The sequence below is a fragment of the Chloroflexus sp. genome (assembly GCF_034432675.1).
In the GTDB taxonomy this organism is placed as follows: domain Bacteria; phylum Chloroflexota; class Chloroflexia; order Chloroflexales; family Chloroflexaceae; genus Chloroflexus.
Genome location: NZ_DAOUBI010000239.1, coordinates 1 through 18,337, shown reverse-complemented (window position 1 = coordinate 18,337; position 18,337 = coordinate 1). Strand labels below are relative to the sequence as shown.

The 18,337-nt window shown below is 55.0% G+C and carries 16 protein-coding genes and 1 riboswitch; of the genes, 5 read left to right on the top strand and 11 right to left on the bottom strand.

The window, feature by feature from the left end; translation table 11 throughout:
- Positions 1-83: 83 nt before the first annotated feature.
- From VAE55_RS18110 to VAE55_RS18060, 11 genes are all read right to left on the bottom strand, one after another.
- Positions 84-950: a YitT family protein gene (locus VAE55_RS18110; protein WP_322817121.1), complete on the bottom strand. Its 867-nt coding sequence runs from the start codon at positions 948-950 to the stop codon at positions 84-86.
- Between the two features lie 188 nt (positions 951-1,138).
- Complete coding sequence (metK, locus tag VAE55_RS18105; RefSeq protein WP_322817120.1) at positions 1,139-2,350, bottom strand: methionine adenosyltransferase; 1,212 nt, start codon at positions 2,348-2,350, stop codon at positions 1,139-1,141.
- Between the two features lie 168 nt (positions 2,351-2,518).
- Positions 2,519-3,781 carry an adenosylhomocysteinase gene (gene ahcY / locus VAE55_RS18100; RefSeq protein ID WP_322817119.1) on the bottom strand — a complete coding sequence of 421 codons (1,263 nt, stop codon included), beginning with the start codon at positions 3,779-3,781 and terminating at the stop codon, positions 2,519-2,521.
- Between the two features lie 20 nt (positions 3,782-3,801).
- Entirely contained in the window at positions 3,802-4,842 is a 1,041-nt protein-coding gene (locus VAE55_RS18095) for a Gfo/Idh/MocA family oxidoreductase (RefSeq protein WP_322817118.1), read from the bottom strand.
- The gene (locus VAE55_RS18090; RefSeq protein ID WP_322817117.1) at positions 4,839-5,813 is read right to left on the bottom strand and encodes a carbohydrate kinase family protein; all 975 of its coding nucleotides are present in this window, start codon (positions 5,811-5,813) and stop codon (positions 4,839-4,841) included. The genes VAE55_RS18095 and VAE55_RS18090 overlap by 4 nt, the downstream gene beginning before the upstream one ends.
- A gap of 48 nt (positions 5,814-5,861) precedes the next feature.
- The gene (locus VAE55_RS18085) at positions 5,862-6,923 is read right to left on the bottom strand and encodes a hypothetical protein (RefSeq protein ID WP_322817116.1); all 1,062 of its coding nucleotides are present in this window, start codon (positions 6,921-6,923) and stop codon (positions 5,862-5,864) included.
- On the bottom strand, positions 6,920-7,963 hold the full coding sequence (gene mtnA / locus VAE55_RS18080) for an S-methyl-5-thioribose-1-phosphate isomerase (protein WP_322817115.1): 1,044 nt from the start codon (positions 7,961-7,963) through the stop codon (positions 6,920-6,922). The genes VAE55_RS18085 and mtnA overlap by 4 nt, the downstream gene beginning before the upstream one ends.
- A gap of 58 nt (positions 7,964-8,021) precedes the next feature.
- Positions 8,022-8,128: riboswitch (SAM riboswitch) on the bottom strand.
- 268 nt (positions 8,129-8,396) lie between these two features.
- Entirely contained in the window at positions 8,397-9,404 is a 1,008-nt protein-coding gene (gene secF, locus VAE55_RS18075) for a protein translocase subunit SecF (protein WP_322817114.1), read from the bottom strand.
- Between the two features lie 57 nt (positions 9,405-9,461).
- The gene (gene secD, locus VAE55_RS18070) at positions 9,462-10,850 is read right to left on the bottom strand and encodes a protein translocase subunit SecD (protein WP_322817113.1); all 1,389 of its coding nucleotides are present in this window, start codon (positions 10,848-10,850) and stop codon (positions 9,462-9,464) included.
- Between the two features lie 197 nt (positions 10,851-11,047).
- Positions 11,048-11,746: a DsbA family protein gene (locus VAE55_RS18065; protein WP_322817112.1), complete on the bottom strand. Its 699-nt coding sequence runs from the start codon at positions 11,744-11,746 to the stop codon at positions 11,048-11,050.
- 67 nt (positions 11,747-11,813) lie between these two features.
- Positions 11,814-12,608, bottom strand: coding sequence for a YceI family protein (locus tag VAE55_RS18060; protein ID WP_322817111.1), 795 nt, complete (start codon positions 12,606-12,608; stop codon positions 11,814-11,816).
- Positions 12,609-12,791: 183 nt separating this feature from the next.
- Here VAE55_RS18060 and VAE55_RS18055 point away from each other — a divergent pair, with 183 nt between their 5' ends.
- The 5 genes from VAE55_RS18055 (at position 12,792) to VAE55_RS18035 (ending at position 18,265) form a co-directional block, all read left to right on the top strand.
- Positions 12,792-13,259: a DoxX family membrane protein gene (locus tag VAE55_RS18055; RefSeq protein WP_322817110.1), complete on the top strand. Its 468-nt coding sequence runs from the start codon at positions 12,792-12,794 to the stop codon at positions 13,257-13,259.
- Between the two features lie 334 nt (positions 13,260-13,593).
- Positions 13,594-14,457, top strand: a complete 864-nt coding sequence (locus VAE55_RS18050) for an ABC transporter ATP-binding protein (protein ID WP_322817109.1) — start codon at positions 13,594-13,596, stop codon at positions 14,455-14,457.
- 33 nt (positions 14,458-14,490) lie between these two features.
- Complete coding sequence (locus VAE55_RS18045) at positions 14,491-15,549, top strand: ABC transporter permease (protein WP_322817108.1); 1,059 nt, start codon at positions 14,491-14,493, stop codon at positions 15,547-15,549.
- On the top strand, positions 15,546-16,589 hold the full coding sequence (locus VAE55_RS18040) for an ABC transporter permease (RefSeq protein WP_322817107.1): 1,044 nt from the start codon (positions 15,546-15,548) through the stop codon (positions 16,587-16,589). The genes VAE55_RS18045 and VAE55_RS18040 overlap by 4 nt, the downstream gene beginning before the upstream one ends.
- Positions 16,590-16,924: 335 nt before the next feature.
- The gene (locus VAE55_RS18035; protein ID WP_322817106.1) at positions 16,925-18,265 is read left to right on the top strand and encodes an MFS transporter; all 1,341 of its coding nucleotides are present in this window, start codon (positions 16,925-16,927) and stop codon (positions 18,263-18,265) included.
- Positions 18,266-18,337 lie beyond the last annotated feature (72 nt).

Here is an 18,337-nt window from a genome sequence, read left to right as displayed (position 1 = left end):
GATTGGCGCGGATCATCCGCGAGCATCCGCGTCAACCCGCGTCAATCCGTGTTCCCCAAACAGGGCACGCGGATCGGTGCGCATCACCTCGCCGGTGTAAATCCCTCTCCCAACACCTCTTCGACCTCGCCGATAATGACGAAGGCGGCGGGGTCTACATTGCTCACAATGTTTTTCAAAGCACCGATTTCTGTGCGTGCTACCACGCATAGCAATACCGCTCTGGTTGCGCCGGTATAACCACCAATCGCTTCAAGCTGCGTGATTCCGCGTCCGAGGCGGTGCAATACCGCCTGGCGAATCGGTTCAGGCGACGAGGTAATGATAAGCGCCTGGCGGGCACCTTTGCCTGCCGCCAGGACAGTATCGATGGCACGACTGGCCGTGAACGCGACCAGCAGAGCGTACAGAATCTTCTCTGGCCCGTAACTGAACAGTGCAGCCGTGAACACCATAGTATCGAAGCCGAGCAGGCTACGTCCCGGTTGCACGCCAAAGCGCCGCTCGATGAGCCGGGCCAGAATGTCGCTGCCGCCGGTGGTGCCCCGCGCCCGCAAGACCAGGCCAATACCAATGCCGTCAATCACGCCGCCGTAAAGACTGTAGAGCAGGGGATCATTTGTGATCGGACGCGCAAATGGTGCCAGGCCGTCGATTGCCAGCGACATGACAACTACGGTGTAGAAGGTACGGACGCCAAACACTGCTCCACCCAGATAGCGCCAGCCGGCAATCAGCAGCGGAATGTTCAATATCAAAACGACCACGCCAACCGGGGTTCCGATAAAGGTGTTCAGTAGTTGCGCGACACCGGTCAGACCACCGGTGACTACCTGATTAGGAACCAGAAAAAAGCGTACTGCCGTAGCACTTAGAAAGGCACCAACCGTGAGTAGGGCATAGTCGGTGAGGGTACGGGCGATACGTCGCCAGCGTGGCGGTGTTGTCATAATCTGGCTCCAGAAGGAATGGTTACCTGGCAAATGATACTACAGAACTGTTCTGTATAACACAGAAAAAAGGTGTGATGCATCTCTGGTTGACAGACACATCACACCTTTCGGCGTGCCGGTACGTTCCGGTTTACATCATCCTTTTCAGGAACTACCCGAAACATCCTGCCGGGTGGGGTAGAAGCCTACAAGCCGGCAGCGCGGCGCAGCTCTTCCACCCGATTCGTGCGCTCCCAGGGCAGATCGATGTCAGTCCGCCCGAAATGCCCACCAGCCGCCGTCTTGCGATAGATCGGACGCCGCAGATCGAGATCGCGGATAATCGCACCTGGTCGCAGATCAAAGACCTCATTCACCGCTTTGAGGATGACTTCATCGGGAACGGCAGCCGTACCGAAGGTTTCGACGCTGAGCGAGAGCGGGCGGGCGACGCCGATAGCGTAGCTCACTTGCAGTTCGACCCGACGGGCCAGTCCAGCGGCGACAATGTTCTTCGCTACCCAGCGGCAGGCGTAGGCAGCACTGCGATCAACTTTTGAGGGGTCTTTTCCGCTGAAGGCACCACCACCATGGCGGGCAACGCCACCGTAAGTGTCCACAATGATCTTGCGCCCGGTGAGACCACTATCACCCATCGGCCCACCGATTACGAAGCGACCGGTTGGATTGATGAAGATTTTGGTCTGGCTATCCAGCCATGCTTCGGGAATTTCTGTCTTGATGACGTGCTCGATCAGATCGGCGCGGATTTGATCCTGAGTGATGTCCGGTGCATGTTGGCTGCTGATTAGCACGGTATCAACCCGCACCGGTTTGCCAAAACTGTACTCAACCGTCACTTGCGATTTGGCGTCGGGACGCAGATAGGGTAGTGTACCATCTTTACGTACCCGCTCCAGCCGACGGATCAGGCGATGGGCCAGCGCGATGCTGGCCGGCATCAGTTCCGGCGTCTCATCACAGGCGAAGCCGAACATCATCCCTTGATCGCCGGCCCCAACCGCTTCTACGTCATCGGCCATGGCTCCGATCTTGGCTTCAAGCGCTTTATCAACACCCATCGCAATATCGGGTGATTGACCGTGAATAGCGACCATCACGCCACAGGTGTCGGCGTCGAAGCCATATTCGGCGCTGGTGTAGCCAATCTCTTTCACCGTACTGCGGACAATCTCTTCAATCGGAATGTAGCCGCGTTCGTAAGTTACTTCTCCCAGCACCACGATCAGACCGGTGGTTGTCGCCGTTTCCACTGCCACCCGTGCCTTCGGGTCGTGACTCAGGAACGCATCGAGAATTGCGTCGCTGATCTGATCACACATTTTGTCAGGATGGCCTTCGCTGACACTCTCACTGGTGAAGGAGAAGCGAGGCGAGTTCATAAATGTGTTTGCCATAGGTGACCTCTGTTGTCGTTCTGGAGCTTATTTCTTCAGCGCCCTGCTGCGCTGTACGTCACGTGTTACTTGTTAATGGAAGGCTGCAACGAGGCAATGATGGTTGCTTGCGGTGTGGCGATGTGATCTACCGATCACACCGTCACGCCGTCGTAGAAGACTAACGAATTACGTGCCCTCTTGCCAGGAATTGAGATACGCCTCTTGCTCGGCAGTGAGGGTGTCGATCTTGATGCCCATCGCCGCCAGCTTCAGTGCTGCAATCTCTCGATCCAGCTCTTTGGGCAGGGCATGCACGCCAACCGGCAGTTTGCCCTGGTTGCGCAGCAAAAACTCGCTTGCCAGCGCCTGATTGGCGAAGCTCATATCCATCACCGCGCTCGGATGGCCTTCTGCACTGGCCAGGTTAATCAGCCGTCCTTCACCGAGCAGGTTGATCGCCCGGCCATCGCGCAGAATGTACTGGTCAACAAACGCACGCGGATGCCGCTTTTCAACACTCAGTGCCTCGAGCGCAGGAATATTGATCTCGACGTTGAAGTGACCACTATTCGCGATCACACAACTATCTTTCATAACGGCAAAGGCATTGCTGTCGATCACGTGCTTGTTGCCGGTTGCCGTGACAATGAAATCGGCCTGAGATGCAGCCTCTGCCATTGGCATAACCCGGAAGCCGTCCATCACTGCTTCAAGCGCCTTGATGGGGTCAACTTCGGTCACAATCACATTCGCCCCCAGGCCGCGTGCGCGCTCGGCAATCCCGCGTGAGCACCAGCCATAACCGGCAACCACAAAGGTCTTGCCGGCCAGCAGAATGTTGGTAGCGCGAATAATCCCGTCGAGCGTGCTCTGACCGGTGCCGTACCGGTTATCGAACATGTGCTTGGTGTCACTGTCGTTCACAGCGATGACCGGAAACGGCAGGACACCCTCTTTGGCCATTGCCTTCAGGCGAATAACGCCGGTTGTAGTCTCTTCAGTGCTACCGACCATATGTGGGATCAGATCGGGGCGATCCCTCAGCACACCGGTCACCAGATCGGCGCCGTCGTCCATGGTTAACTGCGGATTGTGATCGAGCGCAGCCCGGATGTGGCTGTAATACACCTCGTTGCTTTCGCCTTTGATTGCGAAGACCGGAATCTCTTCATAGGCAACCAGAGCAGCAGCAACGTCATCCTGCGTGCTCAGAGGGTTGGATGCAACCAGTACTACGTCGGCACCGCCGGCAGCCAAAGTCCGCATGAGGTTGGCAGTCTCGGTGGTAACGTGCAGACAGGCGCTGATGCGCAGACCAGCCAGTGGGCGCTCGCGAGCAAAACGCTCGCGGATCAGGCGCAGCACGGGCATCTCTTTTTCGGCCCACTCAATGCGCTTGCGGCCTTGCTCGGCCAGATTGATATCTTTGATGTCGTAGCTTACGGTCATAGCTGGTAGACTCTCCTTTACTAATAACCAGGCGACGTACCGACCGGCCATTCCGGTGTGAGTGTCGGCTGGTGGACAACAGTATGTGTGGCAGTAGCAGCACTACGAAAGAGTGCCTCCATTGCAGCCAGGTTGTCGAGCGACTCGGTCAACGGCATTGCCCCGGTTGTCGGTACCGGAGCGCCACCGCTTGCCAGCGCAGCAAAGCCCTCGGCTTCGAGCCGAAAGTGATCGGCAGCCGGGATCGTCACTGTCTCTACCGTTACGTGACGACCACCGCGGGCAATCGCGATTGTGGTTGCCAGATCAGGTGTCGGATTGAACGGTCGTTCAAGATGAATCCATCCTGCGCTACCAATGATTTCGATGCGCTGGTTCCATGCACTCTGAAAGCTGCAAGTAATGGTGGCCACCCGATCTTCAGCAAACCAGAGCAGGCCGCTCAGACTCAGATCAACCGGTTCACCGGTAACAAAGGCACTGGCTTTTTGGGGCGCACTGCCAAAAGCCATACGGGCATAGCTCAGCGGGTAGCATCCGATGTCGTACAGCGCACCGCCGCCCAATTCAGGGTTGAGCCGGATGTTTGTCGTATCATCGAGCAAAAAGGCAAAATTGCCTCTCACCTGTTTCACATCACCGATAACGCCATCAGCCAGCAAGCGTTGAACGGTGATGGTTTGCGGGTGGAAGCGGTACATAAAGGCTTCCATCAACAAACGTCGGTGCGCCTGCGCTGTGGCAGCCATCGCCAGTCCATCGGCCAGGGTCGTCGCCAGCGGCTTTTCACACAGCACGTGTTTGCCGGCCTGCAACGCCGCAATCGACCAGTGCGCATGCAGGCTGTTGGGCAGCGCATTGTACACCGCCTCAACGTCGGGATCGTTCAGCAAGTCTTCATAGTCGCTATAGGCGCGAGCGATCCCAAATTCGCCGGCAAAGGCGGTCGCACGTTCGGCATCACGGGCTGCAACGGCAACAACCTGCTCGGTCACTGATACTGCCACAGCGGAAGCAAAGCGACGGGCGATCCGACCTGCACTCAATATCCCCCACTTCATGCTGCCTCCCGTAGTGAAAAGAGGTCGTGCGGCAGATCGTGACCAAATGCCTCTCGATAACGCTGTGCGAATTGGGTGGGGGTAAAGCGATGTTCCTGGCAGCCACGCTCTTCAATCGCATACGCTGCACAGAGGGCCGCAATCCGTCCGGTGACGTCAAGTGGCAATTGTCGGGCCAGACCAAAGGCAATCCCGGCCAGATAGGCATCACCGGCACCGGTTGGATCGCGCACTTCAGCGACCGGTGCCACCGGAATAGTGGCAGCCAGTTGTCCATCCACGTAGATGTGCGACCCTTCGACACCACGAGTGACCACAGTGATTGAGGCCTGGGCGATCAACTCCGCTTCACTGATGCCGAGACATTTTGCCATCATCCCAAACTCATAGTCATTGCTGATCAGGACGCACGCCCCTTTCAGGCCCACCGTCAGCAAATCAGCATCGAGGCGGGGTGTTTGCTTGCCCGGATCGAAGATGTACGGTACCCCCATCTGCTGGCATTCGAGCGCAAAGCGACGCATAGCGTCTGGATTGGTCGGCGAGATGAGCACCAGATCATCAGCAGTTAGACCACGATTGAGCAGGGTGTTATGGTGATCGTGCCCCATGGCGCCGGCATAAAATGCCACAATCTGATTATTTGCCTGATCGGTATTAATAAAACACGAGGATGTAAACTCGTGTTCAATAATCGTAATCCCGCTAGTGTCAACACCGTGTTCTTCTAAGAGTTCACGGTAAGCGCCAAAATCATGGCCAGCAGTACCAACAATGAGTGGGCGTTCACCGAGAAGTGCTAAATTATACGCAATATTTCCGGCTACTCCACCGCGCAATTTGCGCATCGAATCTACAAGAAAACTAACCGAAATGATGTGTGCCTTATCGGTTAGCATAAAATCTTTAAAATAACCGGGAAAGTCCATAATGTAATCAAAGGCCAGGGAACCGGTGACTACAATTTTCACAGCGTCTGCTCCTCATGCTCAGCCCGCACCAGGCGGAATTTTGATATGTTATTGATTGCTAACACCTATTGCCTGCTGAATCAAGTGCGCTGTTTCGCTACAAAGCTGCAACGCCTGCTCAGCATAGGCTGGACTCATATAGCTCAAGCTACCGGTAAATGAGAGAAATGATTGTTGCTGCACAATGTGCAAGGCGACACCGGTTGTCTCTGCCACCTGCTGCATTCCCTTTAACACTTGATCGCGCAAATCGGTTGCCGTTGCGGTGTCGATCTGCCGATGTTCAGTTGGAATAATGCCCCAGGCCAGACAGCCACCATCAGTCAGGAATTCGGTGAGTGCCGACGTAGCGTTCAGTAATGAGTCGAGCTGCTCTGTTGCATGCAGACCGATGATATCAACCGGCAAATGCAGTATCTCTAACCAGTGCACGTGACCGTTCAGAAAGATGCCACGCCAGGAAGGTAAGTCGGCCAGAAAGCGGTTAAGCATGTCGAGGCCATCCTCCCAGGTCAATGGACATAACGGTGTGGAGAGCGCATCAAGGAATGGCTCCTCAATCATCGCCAGACGATGATCTGCATAGCCCTGGACTTGTTCGTGTTGCCAGATGACGCGCAGGCTACAGAATTGGAGAATGATCTCGCGCCATCCCGGATCGTAAGCCAGTGGTCGCTCGTGATCATCGGTTAAAGCCAGACTCAGGCTCACCGGGCCAATGGTCTCATATTTCAACAGTAGGGGTTGGCGGTCTTCTGCGTTCAATCGACGCAAGATCTCTTCCAACGCGGTGTAGGCCGAACCGGTCAGGGCAGCCGGCTGTGTATCGCCGCGCAGGTATGCCAGACTCACCTTTGTTGCTTCCTGCTCCAGGATAGCCTGATCGACCATCAAATGGTCACGCTCAATATCAATCTGAATGCCCGGCAAGCCCTGAGTTGCCAGAGCGAATGGGGAATCGGCCAGTGTCCGGGGAGGCGGGAGTGGCCATGCCGGCGTTTGCGGTTGATAGCGACAGATCAATTGTGCAGCCTGCGCCAGGCTCTGGTGAGGGAGACCACCGCGCAAGAGTGGCTGACAGGCCGGTAACAGTGCTCCGAACCTGCTCATCGCCCACTCTCAAGCTGACGCAATGCGGCCAGATATGGCGGTCGCACGATACCCCGTTCCGTAATAATCACTGTCACCAATTCGTTTGGTGTTACATCAAAAGCTGGATGCGCAGCTCGCACACCTTGGGGCGCAATTGCTACGCCGGCAATGTGGGTGACTTCGGCAGGATCGCGCTCTTCAATCGGAATATCGGCGCCGCTTGCTGTCGCGAGATCGATGGTTGAAGAGGGTGCAGCGACGTAGAAGGGAATATTGTGGTAGCGTGCGAGTACTGCCAGGCCATATGTGCCGATTTTGTTTGCGACATCCCCATTAGCTGCGATGCGATCCGCACCGACAATCACGCAATCTATCTGCCCACGCTGCATCATAAAGGCAGCCATATTATCGGTGATCAACGTCTGCGGAATGCCGGCTTGCAAGAGTTCCCACGCCGTCAATCGGGCACCTTGCAGGAATGGCCGTGTCTCATCAACAAATACATGGACAGGCCGCCCCTGGGCAAAGGCGGTGCGGATCGGGGCCAGGGCAGTACCATAACCGGCTGTTGCCAGCCCACCAGCGTTACAGTGGGTGAGGACGTGACCTCGTGGCGGGATCAATGACGCCCCATGCTCACCAATGGCGTGACACATTGCCAGGTCTTCAGCAAAGATCGCTTCTGCCTCAGCGTGCAGCGCGTGTTTGATCGCTTCCACTCCTTCGCTTGCCACCGCCTCCGCCCGGCGGAGCATGCGGCTGGTGGCCCACGCCAGATTGACGGCGGTTGGGCGTTGTGAATCGAGCGTTGCTTTGGCCTGGGCAAGTTCGGTCAGTAGCGCAGAAGGGGTAAGCGCAACACTTTGCTGCGCGACGAGGGCCATACCGTATGCGGCAGTGCAGCCAATGGCTGGCGCACCACGTACCTGCATACTCCGAATCGCGTATGCAACTGCTGCCAGATCGGTGCAGCGCACAACCTCCATCGTGTGTGGTAACTTGCGCTGATCGATCAGGCAGACTGCGTCATTTTCCCACCAGACTGTGCGGAGTTCCATAGGCGTCGCAATAAGATGGAGCCACTCGCACGGCGAGAGGCTCCGATAGACTTCGTCCCTCTCATCTTTCGGCCAATGATATCCATTGCCGCTGGATTTGGCACCTTCCCTGGCGGGGGTTGCCGGGCGTCACCGGGCCAGTCCCTCAGCCCATCTCGATGAGCATCTGAAGTTCGCCGACGCACCATGGCGCCGCACGCGAACGTTGTTCGCGATTATAGCACGATTGCGGGTTTGCAGCAAGTAGTATCGTCAGCCGCACTTCCGCATCTGCCGTGCACCACGGTAGGCGCGGGTCACAGTGTATACCCGTGTCAGTGTATGTTGGCGCACAGTAGCCATGCCTTTGTCTCCAGCGTCGTCGTCAGTTGATGGGGTGATAAAAGGGCAGATTCTTGATCTGCCCCTATCCTTCAACGAGCGTTGTGCTGTTTTACGCTCCTGAGCGAACCTCTACCTCATCCTGACGACCACGCTTAAACCAGGTGCGCCACTCGCGATGCTCCCATACAACTAGCAATTGTGCCGCGTTGAAGATTGACGAATACGTTCCACTGACCAACCCGATCAGCAGGATTAAGACGAAATTGCGGATGGTATCACCGCCAAACAGTAACAGGGCGGTCAGGGTGAAGAAGGTTGTCAACTGTGTATTGATCGACCGTGGTAGGGTTTGCACCAGACTGTGGTTCACGATGTCATCGAACGTCTCGGCGGGATGACGATTGATCAGATTTTCACGGATACGATCAAACACCACAATCGTATCGTGTACCGAGAAGCTCAGCGTGGTGAGCAAGGCCGTCAGGAAGAGAGCATCAACCTCTAAACCGATGGTAGCTCCCAGGATGGCAGCGATCCCCAAGACGACGAAGACATCGTGCAGCATCGCAATAAGGGCGCAGACACCGTAGCGAAACGGATGTGGCGCCTTACGAAATGCCCATGTCAGATAGAGCAGAATGATCAAAGAAGCGCCGAGCACGGCAATGATTGCACTGCGCGTTGATTCGGCACTAACCGTTGGCCCAACGCTCTCAAGCCGCTCACGACTGACTGTACCAAAAATGTCGGTTAAGGCTTTCGTAACGGCATCAATTTCAGTATTTGGGTCAGACTCGCTCAATGGTCGTGTCCGCACCAGCGCGGCAGCTACCGGTTGACCGTCAACCACCGTTGGACTGAGCTGAACCTGTGCGCTCTCGAAACCGGCCACCGCAAAAGCCTGCGCGATCTGGTCGGTGCTTAATGTCTCAGGCGTTACATCGGGGAAGCGCAATTCCCACAATGCGCCACCGGCGAAGTCAATGCTCGGTCGTAAGCCAATTCCCGGGCGTCCCGTAGTCAACAACGGGTGCAGGAAGAGCATATATAGACCGGGCAAGATAATCAGGAGTGAAAAGACAAACCACCAATAACGACGGCGGACAAGATGTTCCATACAGACGTTACTCCAGTATTGCGCGGTGTCCGTGTGCTCTACCGAATTCATTTCCTGCTATGCGGCAGGCTGTACTGTTGGTGATGACTCGCGGCGATCTACGCCAAACCACCAGGCTCGTTCATCGCTAAACAGTGGTAGTACCAGGCGCAGGAAGGTTCGCGATACAACCAGCGCAGTAAACAGACTAACCACAATGCCAAGTCCCAAGGTAAGAGCAAAGCCCTTAATCAGGCTGACGCCGAAGCTGTTGCCAAACATAAACAGGACAATGCTGGTAATCAACGTTGAAACACTCGAATCCCGGATAGCCGGCCACGACTCGACAAACCCTAGTTCAAGCGCACTGCGAATGTCACGACCGCGACGGTATTCTTCGCGTAAGCGAGCAAAGATCAAGACGTTGGCATCAACCGCCAACCCAATCGAGAGGATGAAACCGGCAATACCCGGTAGGGTTAGGGTGACCGGGATCAGGCGGTAAATCGCGAAACTGATAATTGTGTAAATGAGCAGTGCCACCGTTGCAATCAATCCTGGGCCGCGGTAGAACAAGATCATAAAGATAGCGACTACCGCCAGCCCGATGATTCCGGCAGTGATGCTGGCTTGCACACTCTCCTGACCGAGGGTTGCCGTTACGGTACGACTCGTCTCGATCACCAAGGGTACCGGCAGAGCACCGTACTTCAACTGATTAAAGATGCGGTTTCGATCAGCCTCGCTGCTTACTTCAATAATTCCAGAACCGTCCGTCAGCGCAGCATTAATCACCGGGCAACTCACCACCACGTTGTCGAGCACAATACACATTGGCCGTCCAACATTCGCTGCTGTAAATGAGGCCAGCCGCTGTGCCGATTCACCTCGGAAGGCAAACGAGACGGCTGGACGACTGCCAAGGGCGCCACCCTGCGAGAAGGTCGGTTGTACTGCACTGGTGTCAAGATCGGCACCGTCAGTGATGCTCTGATAGATGGGGCCAAGGGCGGTAGGATCGGTAATGGTTTCGCTCTCGGCTAACTGGGGCGGATTGGGGCTGCTCGATGTTCGCACAATTGTGCCGTCAGCCAGATATTGCCCTTGCGAGTCGATGAATTCGAGCCGGCCAGTGCCACGTAGCGTTTCGATAGCCTGTTCGGGATTGGCTACACCTGGCAGCTCAACAATAATGCGGTTACTTCCTGCTTGCTGAACAACCGTTTCGCCAACACCGAGAGCATTGACCCGCTGCTCGACAACACGCGCTGCCGTGGCAATCTCGTCGGCAGTGGCATCGGGATCGGCTGAGCGCAATAGCACCTGAATCCCACCCTGTAAGTCAAGTCCCAGCCGTACACTGACATCACGGCCCAGGAAGATGTTGTTGGGTGCGAAATTGATCGCCAGCGCCAGACCTGTAGTAAGAATCGTGATGATAAGCGCTAAAATGTTACGGTTCTGCACGGTTGCGTGCTCCTCACTCGTATCGAAAAAGCCGGCCCATTATAGGCCGACAGCGACAGCGCGTCAAGATGATCCCTGCAACAATGACAGCATCTCACAGATGCACCGGGATACTTTACTGCAGGAAGAACATCACCTCATATCATGCCAGAGGTGTGTCACCAACCCTGCACCTCTGGCATGAAGCGGCGCGTTGTTTATCGTCCCGCTGCCCGTAACGCCGCATCGATAGCGGTAAACAGGCGACCCGAGTCGACAATCTGCCCATTGACACTGAATGACGGCGTAGCCTGCACACCGAGGGCTGCGGCCTCTTGGGCGGCGGCCAGAATCGCTTCGCGGTGCGTGCCGGCCTGCATACAGGCATCAAATGCGGCCCGATCGATACCGATACGACCCGCGTAGCCACTAAACACATTCAGCGGCGAGTTTACCTGGGCCCACAGGCTCTGATTAGCAAAAAGCTGATCGTGCATCTCCCAATACTTACCCTGATCCCCGGCACAGCGGGCGGCTTCGGCAGCGGCAACGGCGTTGGGGTGAATATTGGTGAGCGGAAGTTCGTGATAGATAAATTGTACCCGACCGGTATTGATGTAGTCGCGCTCAAGGATAGGGGCCAGATTACGGCTGAAGTAGGCACATCCCGGACACTGGTAATCCTCGAAAGCGATTACCTTGACTGCTGCGTTTGGATCACCTTTATAGTAATATCCCTCTTCCGTCCGTCCAACCGGCGCTGTCGGCGCCTTCACCTCGGCGTTGTTGCGAGTCAGCAATACGACCAGACCTGTTATAGCGATCACTGCAACGACGCCAACTGCAATATACAAATAGAGTAGGTTGTTCTGTTTTGCCGTCTTCACGCGACGACCGCGGGTGCTCTGCACACTCATAGCTGGCTCCTGATCTGATGCCTTGTAAAACTCGCGTTATTATAACGATTGCCTGATCACTCGTCAATTACCCGATCAGGGTTGCCACAAATTCTAACTCCAGCCTTACTTCATCGGCCACGGTATCAACCGACGGTGAGTCGGGTATGGTCAAGTTGAAGTCGCGGTAGAGAATAGTGGTTGTAGCCAGGCCACTGATCTCGCTTTGGCTCACCGGGGTTACGGTGACGGTAAACGTAACCGGACGGGTCACGTCGGTAATCGTAAGATCACCCTCGATGGTAAACTCGAATGGTTCGCCAATTGTTACCGTGTCGGGCAAACCGGTAATCACTCGTGGCGTAAACGTGATCAGCTCAAACTGATTGGTGCGCAAGATGGCATTCTTGATGGCCCGGTTGCGAAGTTCATTATCGGTGGTCAGAGTTCGTGCATTAATCTGGATCACACCCACCTGAGCCGCTTGCGGATAATCGGGATCAAGTGCAATCTGGCCGGCAACCTGATTGGTCTCGCCGACAACTGTTATTGGACTACCGCGCAGCACTTCATCGATCAGAAAACGTGCCTCCGAGCGGTTCTGATCAATCGCAAAGAGTTGGAGGACCGGTCCGCTGTTTGCAGCAGGTGTCGTTGCAGTGGCCTCCGCTGCGGCAGTTTCTGTAGCCACAGGGGCGACAGTTGGAGCATCCTGCACAGCGGTGGGAGCAGCTAACGTAGGAGCCGTGGTTGGCAGAGCCAGTGGTACCGCTTCCAGCGGCCCACTTGCTGCCTCTGGCGGTCGAAAGACATACGCAATCAAGCCGCCGGCAATTAGAACAATGATGGCTCCGGCAATCAATGCGATGCGTCGAATAGACATAACAATATCACCTCTTGTTAGCTCAGTATCTGTGTAGCGTTTCACCAATTATCATACCGGATCAGTGATGGCAATGGCAGGTTTCTCATCAAATACTTAATTTTTATGTTGTGACATATAAACACAATTTGTGTCAAAAAGTGTTATACTTTCTCGGTAACGCTCTTCGCACGGAGGTGAACAATGAGACGCTCTATCCCATGGCAACGGCTAGGACGCATCACGTTACTGATATTACGTTATGTGTTCGGGGCAACTTTTGTGTATGGGGCGTACCACAAGCTCACTCGCCGATGGATGACCTCTACGGTTCTGCGCGAACATTTTGAACAACGGCTAGCCGAGATTGATCCGCACAGTTTCAGTGCCGCTTATCTGCGCTTTTTTGCTATTCCGTTCTACCGACCGATTGCATGGGTGCTGACCATCGGCCAAATCATTGTGGCTTTCAGTATGCTGACCGGGATTGGGGTGCGGCAAAGTGCAGCACTGGCCCTGTTTTTGCTGGTGAATATCAGTGCCGGTTCATACTTTAACGCCAGTATGCCACCGTATCTGATAACGGCGGTTTTGCTGATGCTTGACTTCGAATGTGGTCAGGAGCGTGAGGATAAGTCGGTTTCATCAATTCATGACCGTTCGGTCAAATAATCTCCTTCATCGATAGGAATGCGCGTGTCGCATCTTCGGAGTGCGGAAGCCACACTTCCGCGCTTGCTGTGCTGTGCGCCAACCGTATGTAATCACGCCAAAATGCCGCTCACCGTCGCCTAGTTTGTAACGCTGTGGTAGACGCATTCCCGTCAATCATTGCGCTGCGTTTCGTGTATTTCGTGTATGCTGCACTTCATCGATTTATTACGATAATTCCTCACCGAAATATCCTTATACCATCTTGCAGTCGGCAAAGACAGTATTATAATGGCTTGTGTCATCACTAATCGCCGGCATTGTGTCGGCGGTTTTTGTCTTGCGCGAGGATGCGATGTCTGAACCTGTCATTGTCGCCGACTCATTGACCTATCGTTACGTTGATCTGCTCGCCGTTGATCACATCAGCTTCACGGTAGAACGAGGCGAAATCCTTGGTTTTCTGGGACCAAATGGAGCCGGTAAATCAACTACGGTGAAGATACTGACCGGCCAGCTTCGCCCGTTAAGCGGGCGTGCCCTCTTGTTAGGAATTGATGTGTCCCGCCATCCCAAGCAGGTCCAGGCCCGGATTGGCGTCTGCTTCGAGCAACCGAATCTCTACGAAGAGTTGAGTGCCGCCGATAATCTGCGTCTCTTTGCCCGTCTCTTTAATGTCCGCGAGCTTGATCTGGCGGCCTTGCTGCGACGCGTTGGCCTGGATGGACGTGGGAATGATCTGGTTGGTCACTATTCCAAAGGCATGAAACAGCGCTTGATGATTGCCCGTGCGCTGGTCAATCGGCCTGATATTCTCTTTCTGGATGAACCTACCGAAGGTCTCGATCCAACATCTGCCGAGGCGATCCGTCGTGTGATTTGCGAAGAACAGGAGCGCGGTGCGACCATCTTCCTCACCACCCACGATATGTATGAAGCGGATCGGCTCTGTCATCGGGTTGCCTTTATCAACAGTGGACGGATTGTGGCTCTCGATACGCCTCACAACCTCAAGCAGCAGTACGGTAAGCGAATGGTGCGGGCCGAAGTGGTTGGCCCCAATGGTTCACTGCTGACCCGCGAGATTATTCTTGACCGACCGGAGACTGCAGCCGAGATGGCGAACCTGCTTCAGCACGAAAAGGTAATTACGTTGCACAGCGAAGAGGCTACGCTGGAAGACATTTTCATTCAGCTTACCGGACGCGGCCTGGCCTGACTATTGTCCGGTTCGAGTGAAGGAATATCCGCTATGAATATCGCTGCGCTCTGGGCATTGATCACAAAGGACGCCCGCCTCTATTTTGCGAGTCGGCTCTTCGCACTGGTAACGGTGCTGGGACTGGTGGCGTACATTGTGATCTATTTTCTGTTGCCGGCAACGGTTGATGAAACGCTGCGGCTGGGTCTGGTGATTCCTGAATTACCACCGGCATTGGCTGAAGCTCTGACCGACGATGCCGTAGAGATCAAGCGCTTTCCCGATGCTGCGGCCTTACGCTCTGTCGTGGCCAGCAGTGACGTAACCGTTGGCATTGCCTTTCCCGCCGATCTCTTCGATCAGATTCGCCAGGGGGCACGCCCAACAGTTGAATTGTTCCTGGCACCTGAAGTGCCGCCGGATTTCGTATCCGTCTACGAGGCTGTGGCCCGCGAATTGAGTTTCAACCTGGTCGGGCAAGAATTGCCGGTCGTCATCAGCGAAGAGATTCTCGGTCCTGATATGGCCGGTACTCAAATTGCTCCCCGGCAGCGGATGTTGCCGCTCTTCGTAGTGCTGGTGTTGATGGTCGAATGCCTTGGCCTGGCCAGCTTGATCGCCTCCGAGGTCGAACAGGGCACCATCCGCGCCCTGTTGGTAACCCCTCTCTCATTGCGTGGCCTCTTTGTTGCCAAGACACTCTTCGGCTCACTCTTTGCCTTTGTGCAGGCAGTCCTGTTCCTGGCGGTTACCGGTGGACTGGTGCGTGAACCAGTGCTCAACCTGACTGCCCTGCTCATCGGATCGGTGCTGATGACCGGCACTGCCTTTCTTATCGCCTCGCTTGGCCGTGACTTGATGTCGGTGATGGGCTGGGGTATGCTGGCCCTACTGATCATGGCGTTGCCGACCTTTACCGTTCTCTTGCCGGGATTAGCGGCGGACTGGGTGCAATTCATTCCCACCCACTATCTGGTAGACACCATCTACCGCTCACTCAACTTCGGTGCCGGCTGGAGTGAGGTTGGAGGAAACCTGCTGCCACTGACGGTTTCAGCCCTTCTGTTCCTGGCTCTGGGCATGGTCATTCTGCAGCGGAGGTTCACATGAGTCTGCGCCGAATTCTAGCTCTCCTCTACCGCGAAGCAGTACAGGGGCCAAAGAACTTTATCTTTATTTTCACGATTGTGGTTCCGTTGGGCTTGAGTCTCGTCCTGGGCCTGATCTTTAGCACCTTCTTCAGTGGTAAACCGCGTCTGGGTCTCTTTGACGGCGGCTCGTCGCAGATCACGCAATTTGCCGAGACTATGCCGGGACTGATTGTTCAACGCTATACGAGTGAGGCCGAACTGCGGACAGCGACTGCCAGTGGTGCGGTGGATGTTGGTATTGTGTTGCAGGACGAATTTGATCAACGGCTCCTTAGCGGCCAACGGGGCAGCCTGACCGTCTACGTGTGGGGTGAGAGTTTGTTACGCGCCCGAATCTTGATCGGTACTGCACTTGCCAACTGGCTTCATACACTGGCCGGTCACGAGTCGCCGGTGGTCATTAGGACCTCCGGCCTGGAAGTTAACAGTGATCTGACCTGGCAGCAGCGTTTGTTGCCGTTACTTGTGCTGATGACGGTCGTTTTTGGTGCCTTAATGCTGCCGGCCTCCTCATTGGTGAGCGAAAAGCAACGTCGCACACTGCCTGCCTTGTTGGTAACACCGGTGACTCGCGCTGAAATCTACGTTGCCAAGGGTATTCTGGGTGTTGCTCTGAGTACAGTGATGGCGTTGCTGGTATTGGCGCTGAATGGAGCCTGGAGTGCGCAGATCGGGCTGGTGTTGCTAGTGCTGTTGCTAGGGGCAATCTTATCGGCAGAGTTTGGTGTTCTGTTAGGTGTGTTGGTGAAAGATATCAACTCGCTCTTTGCCACCGTGAAAGCACTGGGTCTACTCCTCTACGCTCCGGCGTTGATCACACTCTTTCCGGTGATTCCGCAGTGGATTGCCCAAATCTTCCCGACGTACTACATGGTTGAGCCAGTTATTGCAATTGTTCAGCGCGGCGCCACTCTGAACGATATTGCTCCTCATCTGTCAGTGTTGGTAGCTATGATTGTGGTGCTGGCGGCAGGTTTACAGATGGTTCGGGAACGATGATCACCGGCACAAGAGGCTTGGTTTATGATCACCACCGAGGTACAGAGAGCACAGAGGATGTAATAATCCTCTGTATCCTCCGTGTCTCGGTAGTGCAATCCACCCCGCAGGTTTACGGATAGTCCGGCCAAAGAGCTCTGATTTATTATCACCACAGAGGCACAGAGAGCACAGAGGATGAGGGTACAAATCCCTCTGTGTCCTCTGTGCTCTCTGTGGTGCATTATAGACGTGGTACAATAGCTACACCGTGCAGGTTTATATCTGAATCAATCCCTTCTCCCGGTATCGGCTTTGTCCATTGGCACGTGAGTGCTAACTACGAAGGAGTTTGCATGACGACGCTTTCTATCTCGACCAATAATCGTCGCGAACAGGTTGGCTGGTATTTTTACGACTGGGCTAATTCGGCATTTTCGACCACGGTAGTGACCGTCTTCTTAGGGCCATACCTCACCTCAATTGCCCGTAATGCGGCTGATGCGAATGGATTTGTCTATCCGCTTGGTATACCGGTGGCAGCCGGTTCTTTTTTTCCTTACATGGTTTCGCTCTCGGTCTTATTACAGGTCTTTTTTTTGCCGATCCTCGGTGCCATTGCCGATTACTCCAACGCTCGTAAGCAAATGCTGGCAATCTTTGCGTATGTAGGGGCATTTGCCACCATAGGCCTCTACTTTCTCGAAGGCACCAACTACCTGCTGGGTGGAGTCCTGTTCCTGATCGCCAACCTCACCTTCGGCGCCTCGATAGTGTTTTACAATGCTTTCTTGCCGGACATTGCCAGTCCTGATCGGCGGGACGCAGTTTCTTCACAGGGATGGGCACTTGGCTATCTTGGCGGTGGGTTATTACTGGCGGCCAACCTGGTCTTCTTTTTAAATGCTGAGTCGTTTGGGGTTGAGAGTGGGATGGCGGTGCGAATTAGCCTGATGTCCGCCGGCATGTGGTGGGCCATTTTTACGCTCATTCCAATGTGGACCCTACGGAACCGCGGTGCTGTTCGGCGCTTACCGCCTGGAGAGAACTATTTGACGGTTGGGTTCCGTCAGTTAGCCCACACCTTTCGGCAGATGCGAGGTTATCCACAAACCCTGCTCTTCCTGGCGGCGTATCTGCTCTACAACGATGGCATTCAGGCAGTGATTGCACTGGCTGCGCAATTTGGGGCCGAAGAGCTGGGCATTGACGAGTCAACCCGAATCGCCACTATTTTGATGGTACAATTCGTCGCTTTCTTCGGTGCCCTGATCTTTGGTGCTCTGGCAACTCGTCTTGGTTCAAAGCGGGTGCTGCTGGGTAGTTTGGTGATTTGGACGTTGGTTGTCAGTTATGCCTACATCATGCCGGCCAACAACGATGTGCAATTCTTTGCGCTCGGTGCGGCAATTGCCCTGGTGTTGGGGGGCAGTCAGGCAATCAGTCGGTCGCTGTTTTCGCTCATGATCCCTGATGGTCAGGAGGCAGAGTACTTTAGCCTGTACGAAGTGGGTGAGCGCGGCACGAGCTGGCTGGCGCCACTCTTGTTCGGGGTTGCCTACCAGATGACCGGTAGCTACCGGATCGCCATTGTCTCACTGATAATCTTTTTCATCAGTGGGTTTATCCTGCTCTTGTTCGTGAATGTACGGCGGGCGGCTGCCGAAGCCGGTAATCAGGCACCGGCGCATGTGTAGAACTCATTTCAAAAAAGCTGTGCTGTCGTGCGTCCAGACAGTCGCCCAGGCGTCTGAATGCTTGCCAATCGT

Coding starts and splice junctions, on each gene's coding strand:
- VAE55_RS18095 (WP_322817118.1), bottom strand. CDS start 4,842: ATGAAGTGGGGGATATTGAGTGCAGGTCGGATCGCCCGTCGCTTTGCT.
- VAE55_RS18040 (WP_322817107.1), top strand. CDS start 15,546: ATGAGTCTGCGCCGAATTCTAGCTCTCCTCTACCGCGAAGCAGTACAG.
- VAE55_RS18060 (WP_322817111.1), bottom strand. CDS start 12,608: ATGTCTATTCGACGCATCGCATTGATTGCCGGAGCCATCATTGTTCTA.
- VAE55_RS18055 (WP_322817110.1), top strand. CDS start 12,792: ATGAGACGCTCTATCCCATGGCAACGGCTAGGACGCATCACGTTACTG.
- secF (WP_322817114.1), bottom strand. CDS start 9,404: ATGGAACATCTTGTCCGCCGTCGTTATTGGTGGTTTGTCTTTTCACTC.
- VAE55_RS18110 (WP_322817121.1), bottom strand. CDS start 950: ATGACAACACCGCCACGCTGGCGACGTATCGCCCGTACCCTCACCGAC.
- mtnA (WP_322817115.1), bottom strand. CDS start 7,963: ATGGAACTCCGCACAGTCTGGTGGGAAAATGACGCAGTCTGCCTGATC.
- VAE55_RS18050 (WP_322817109.1), top strand. CDS start 13,594: ATGTCTGAACCTGTCATTGTCGCCGACTCATTGACCTATCGTTACGTT.
- ahcY (WP_322817119.1), bottom strand. CDS start 3,781: ATGACCGTAAGCTACGACATCAAAGATATCAATCTGGCCGAGCAAGGC.
- VAE55_RS18085 (WP_322817116.1), bottom strand. CDS start 6,923: ATGAGCAGGTTCGGAGCACTGTTACCGGCCTGTCAGCCACTCTTGCGC.
- VAE55_RS18065 (WP_322817112.1), bottom strand. CDS start 11,746: ATGAGTGTGCAGAGCACCCGCGGTCGTCGCGTGAAGACGGCAAAACAG.
- VAE55_RS18035 (WP_322817106.1), top strand. CDS start 16,925: ATGACGACGCTTTCTATCTCGACCAATAATCGTCGCGAACAGGTTGGC.
- metK (WP_322817120.1), bottom strand. CDS start 2,350: ATGGCAAACACATTTATGAACTCGCCTCGCTTCTCCTTCACCAGTGAG.
- VAE55_RS18045 (WP_322817108.1), top strand. CDS start 14,491: ATGAATATCGCTGCGCTCTGGGCATTGATCACAAAGGACGCCCGCCTC.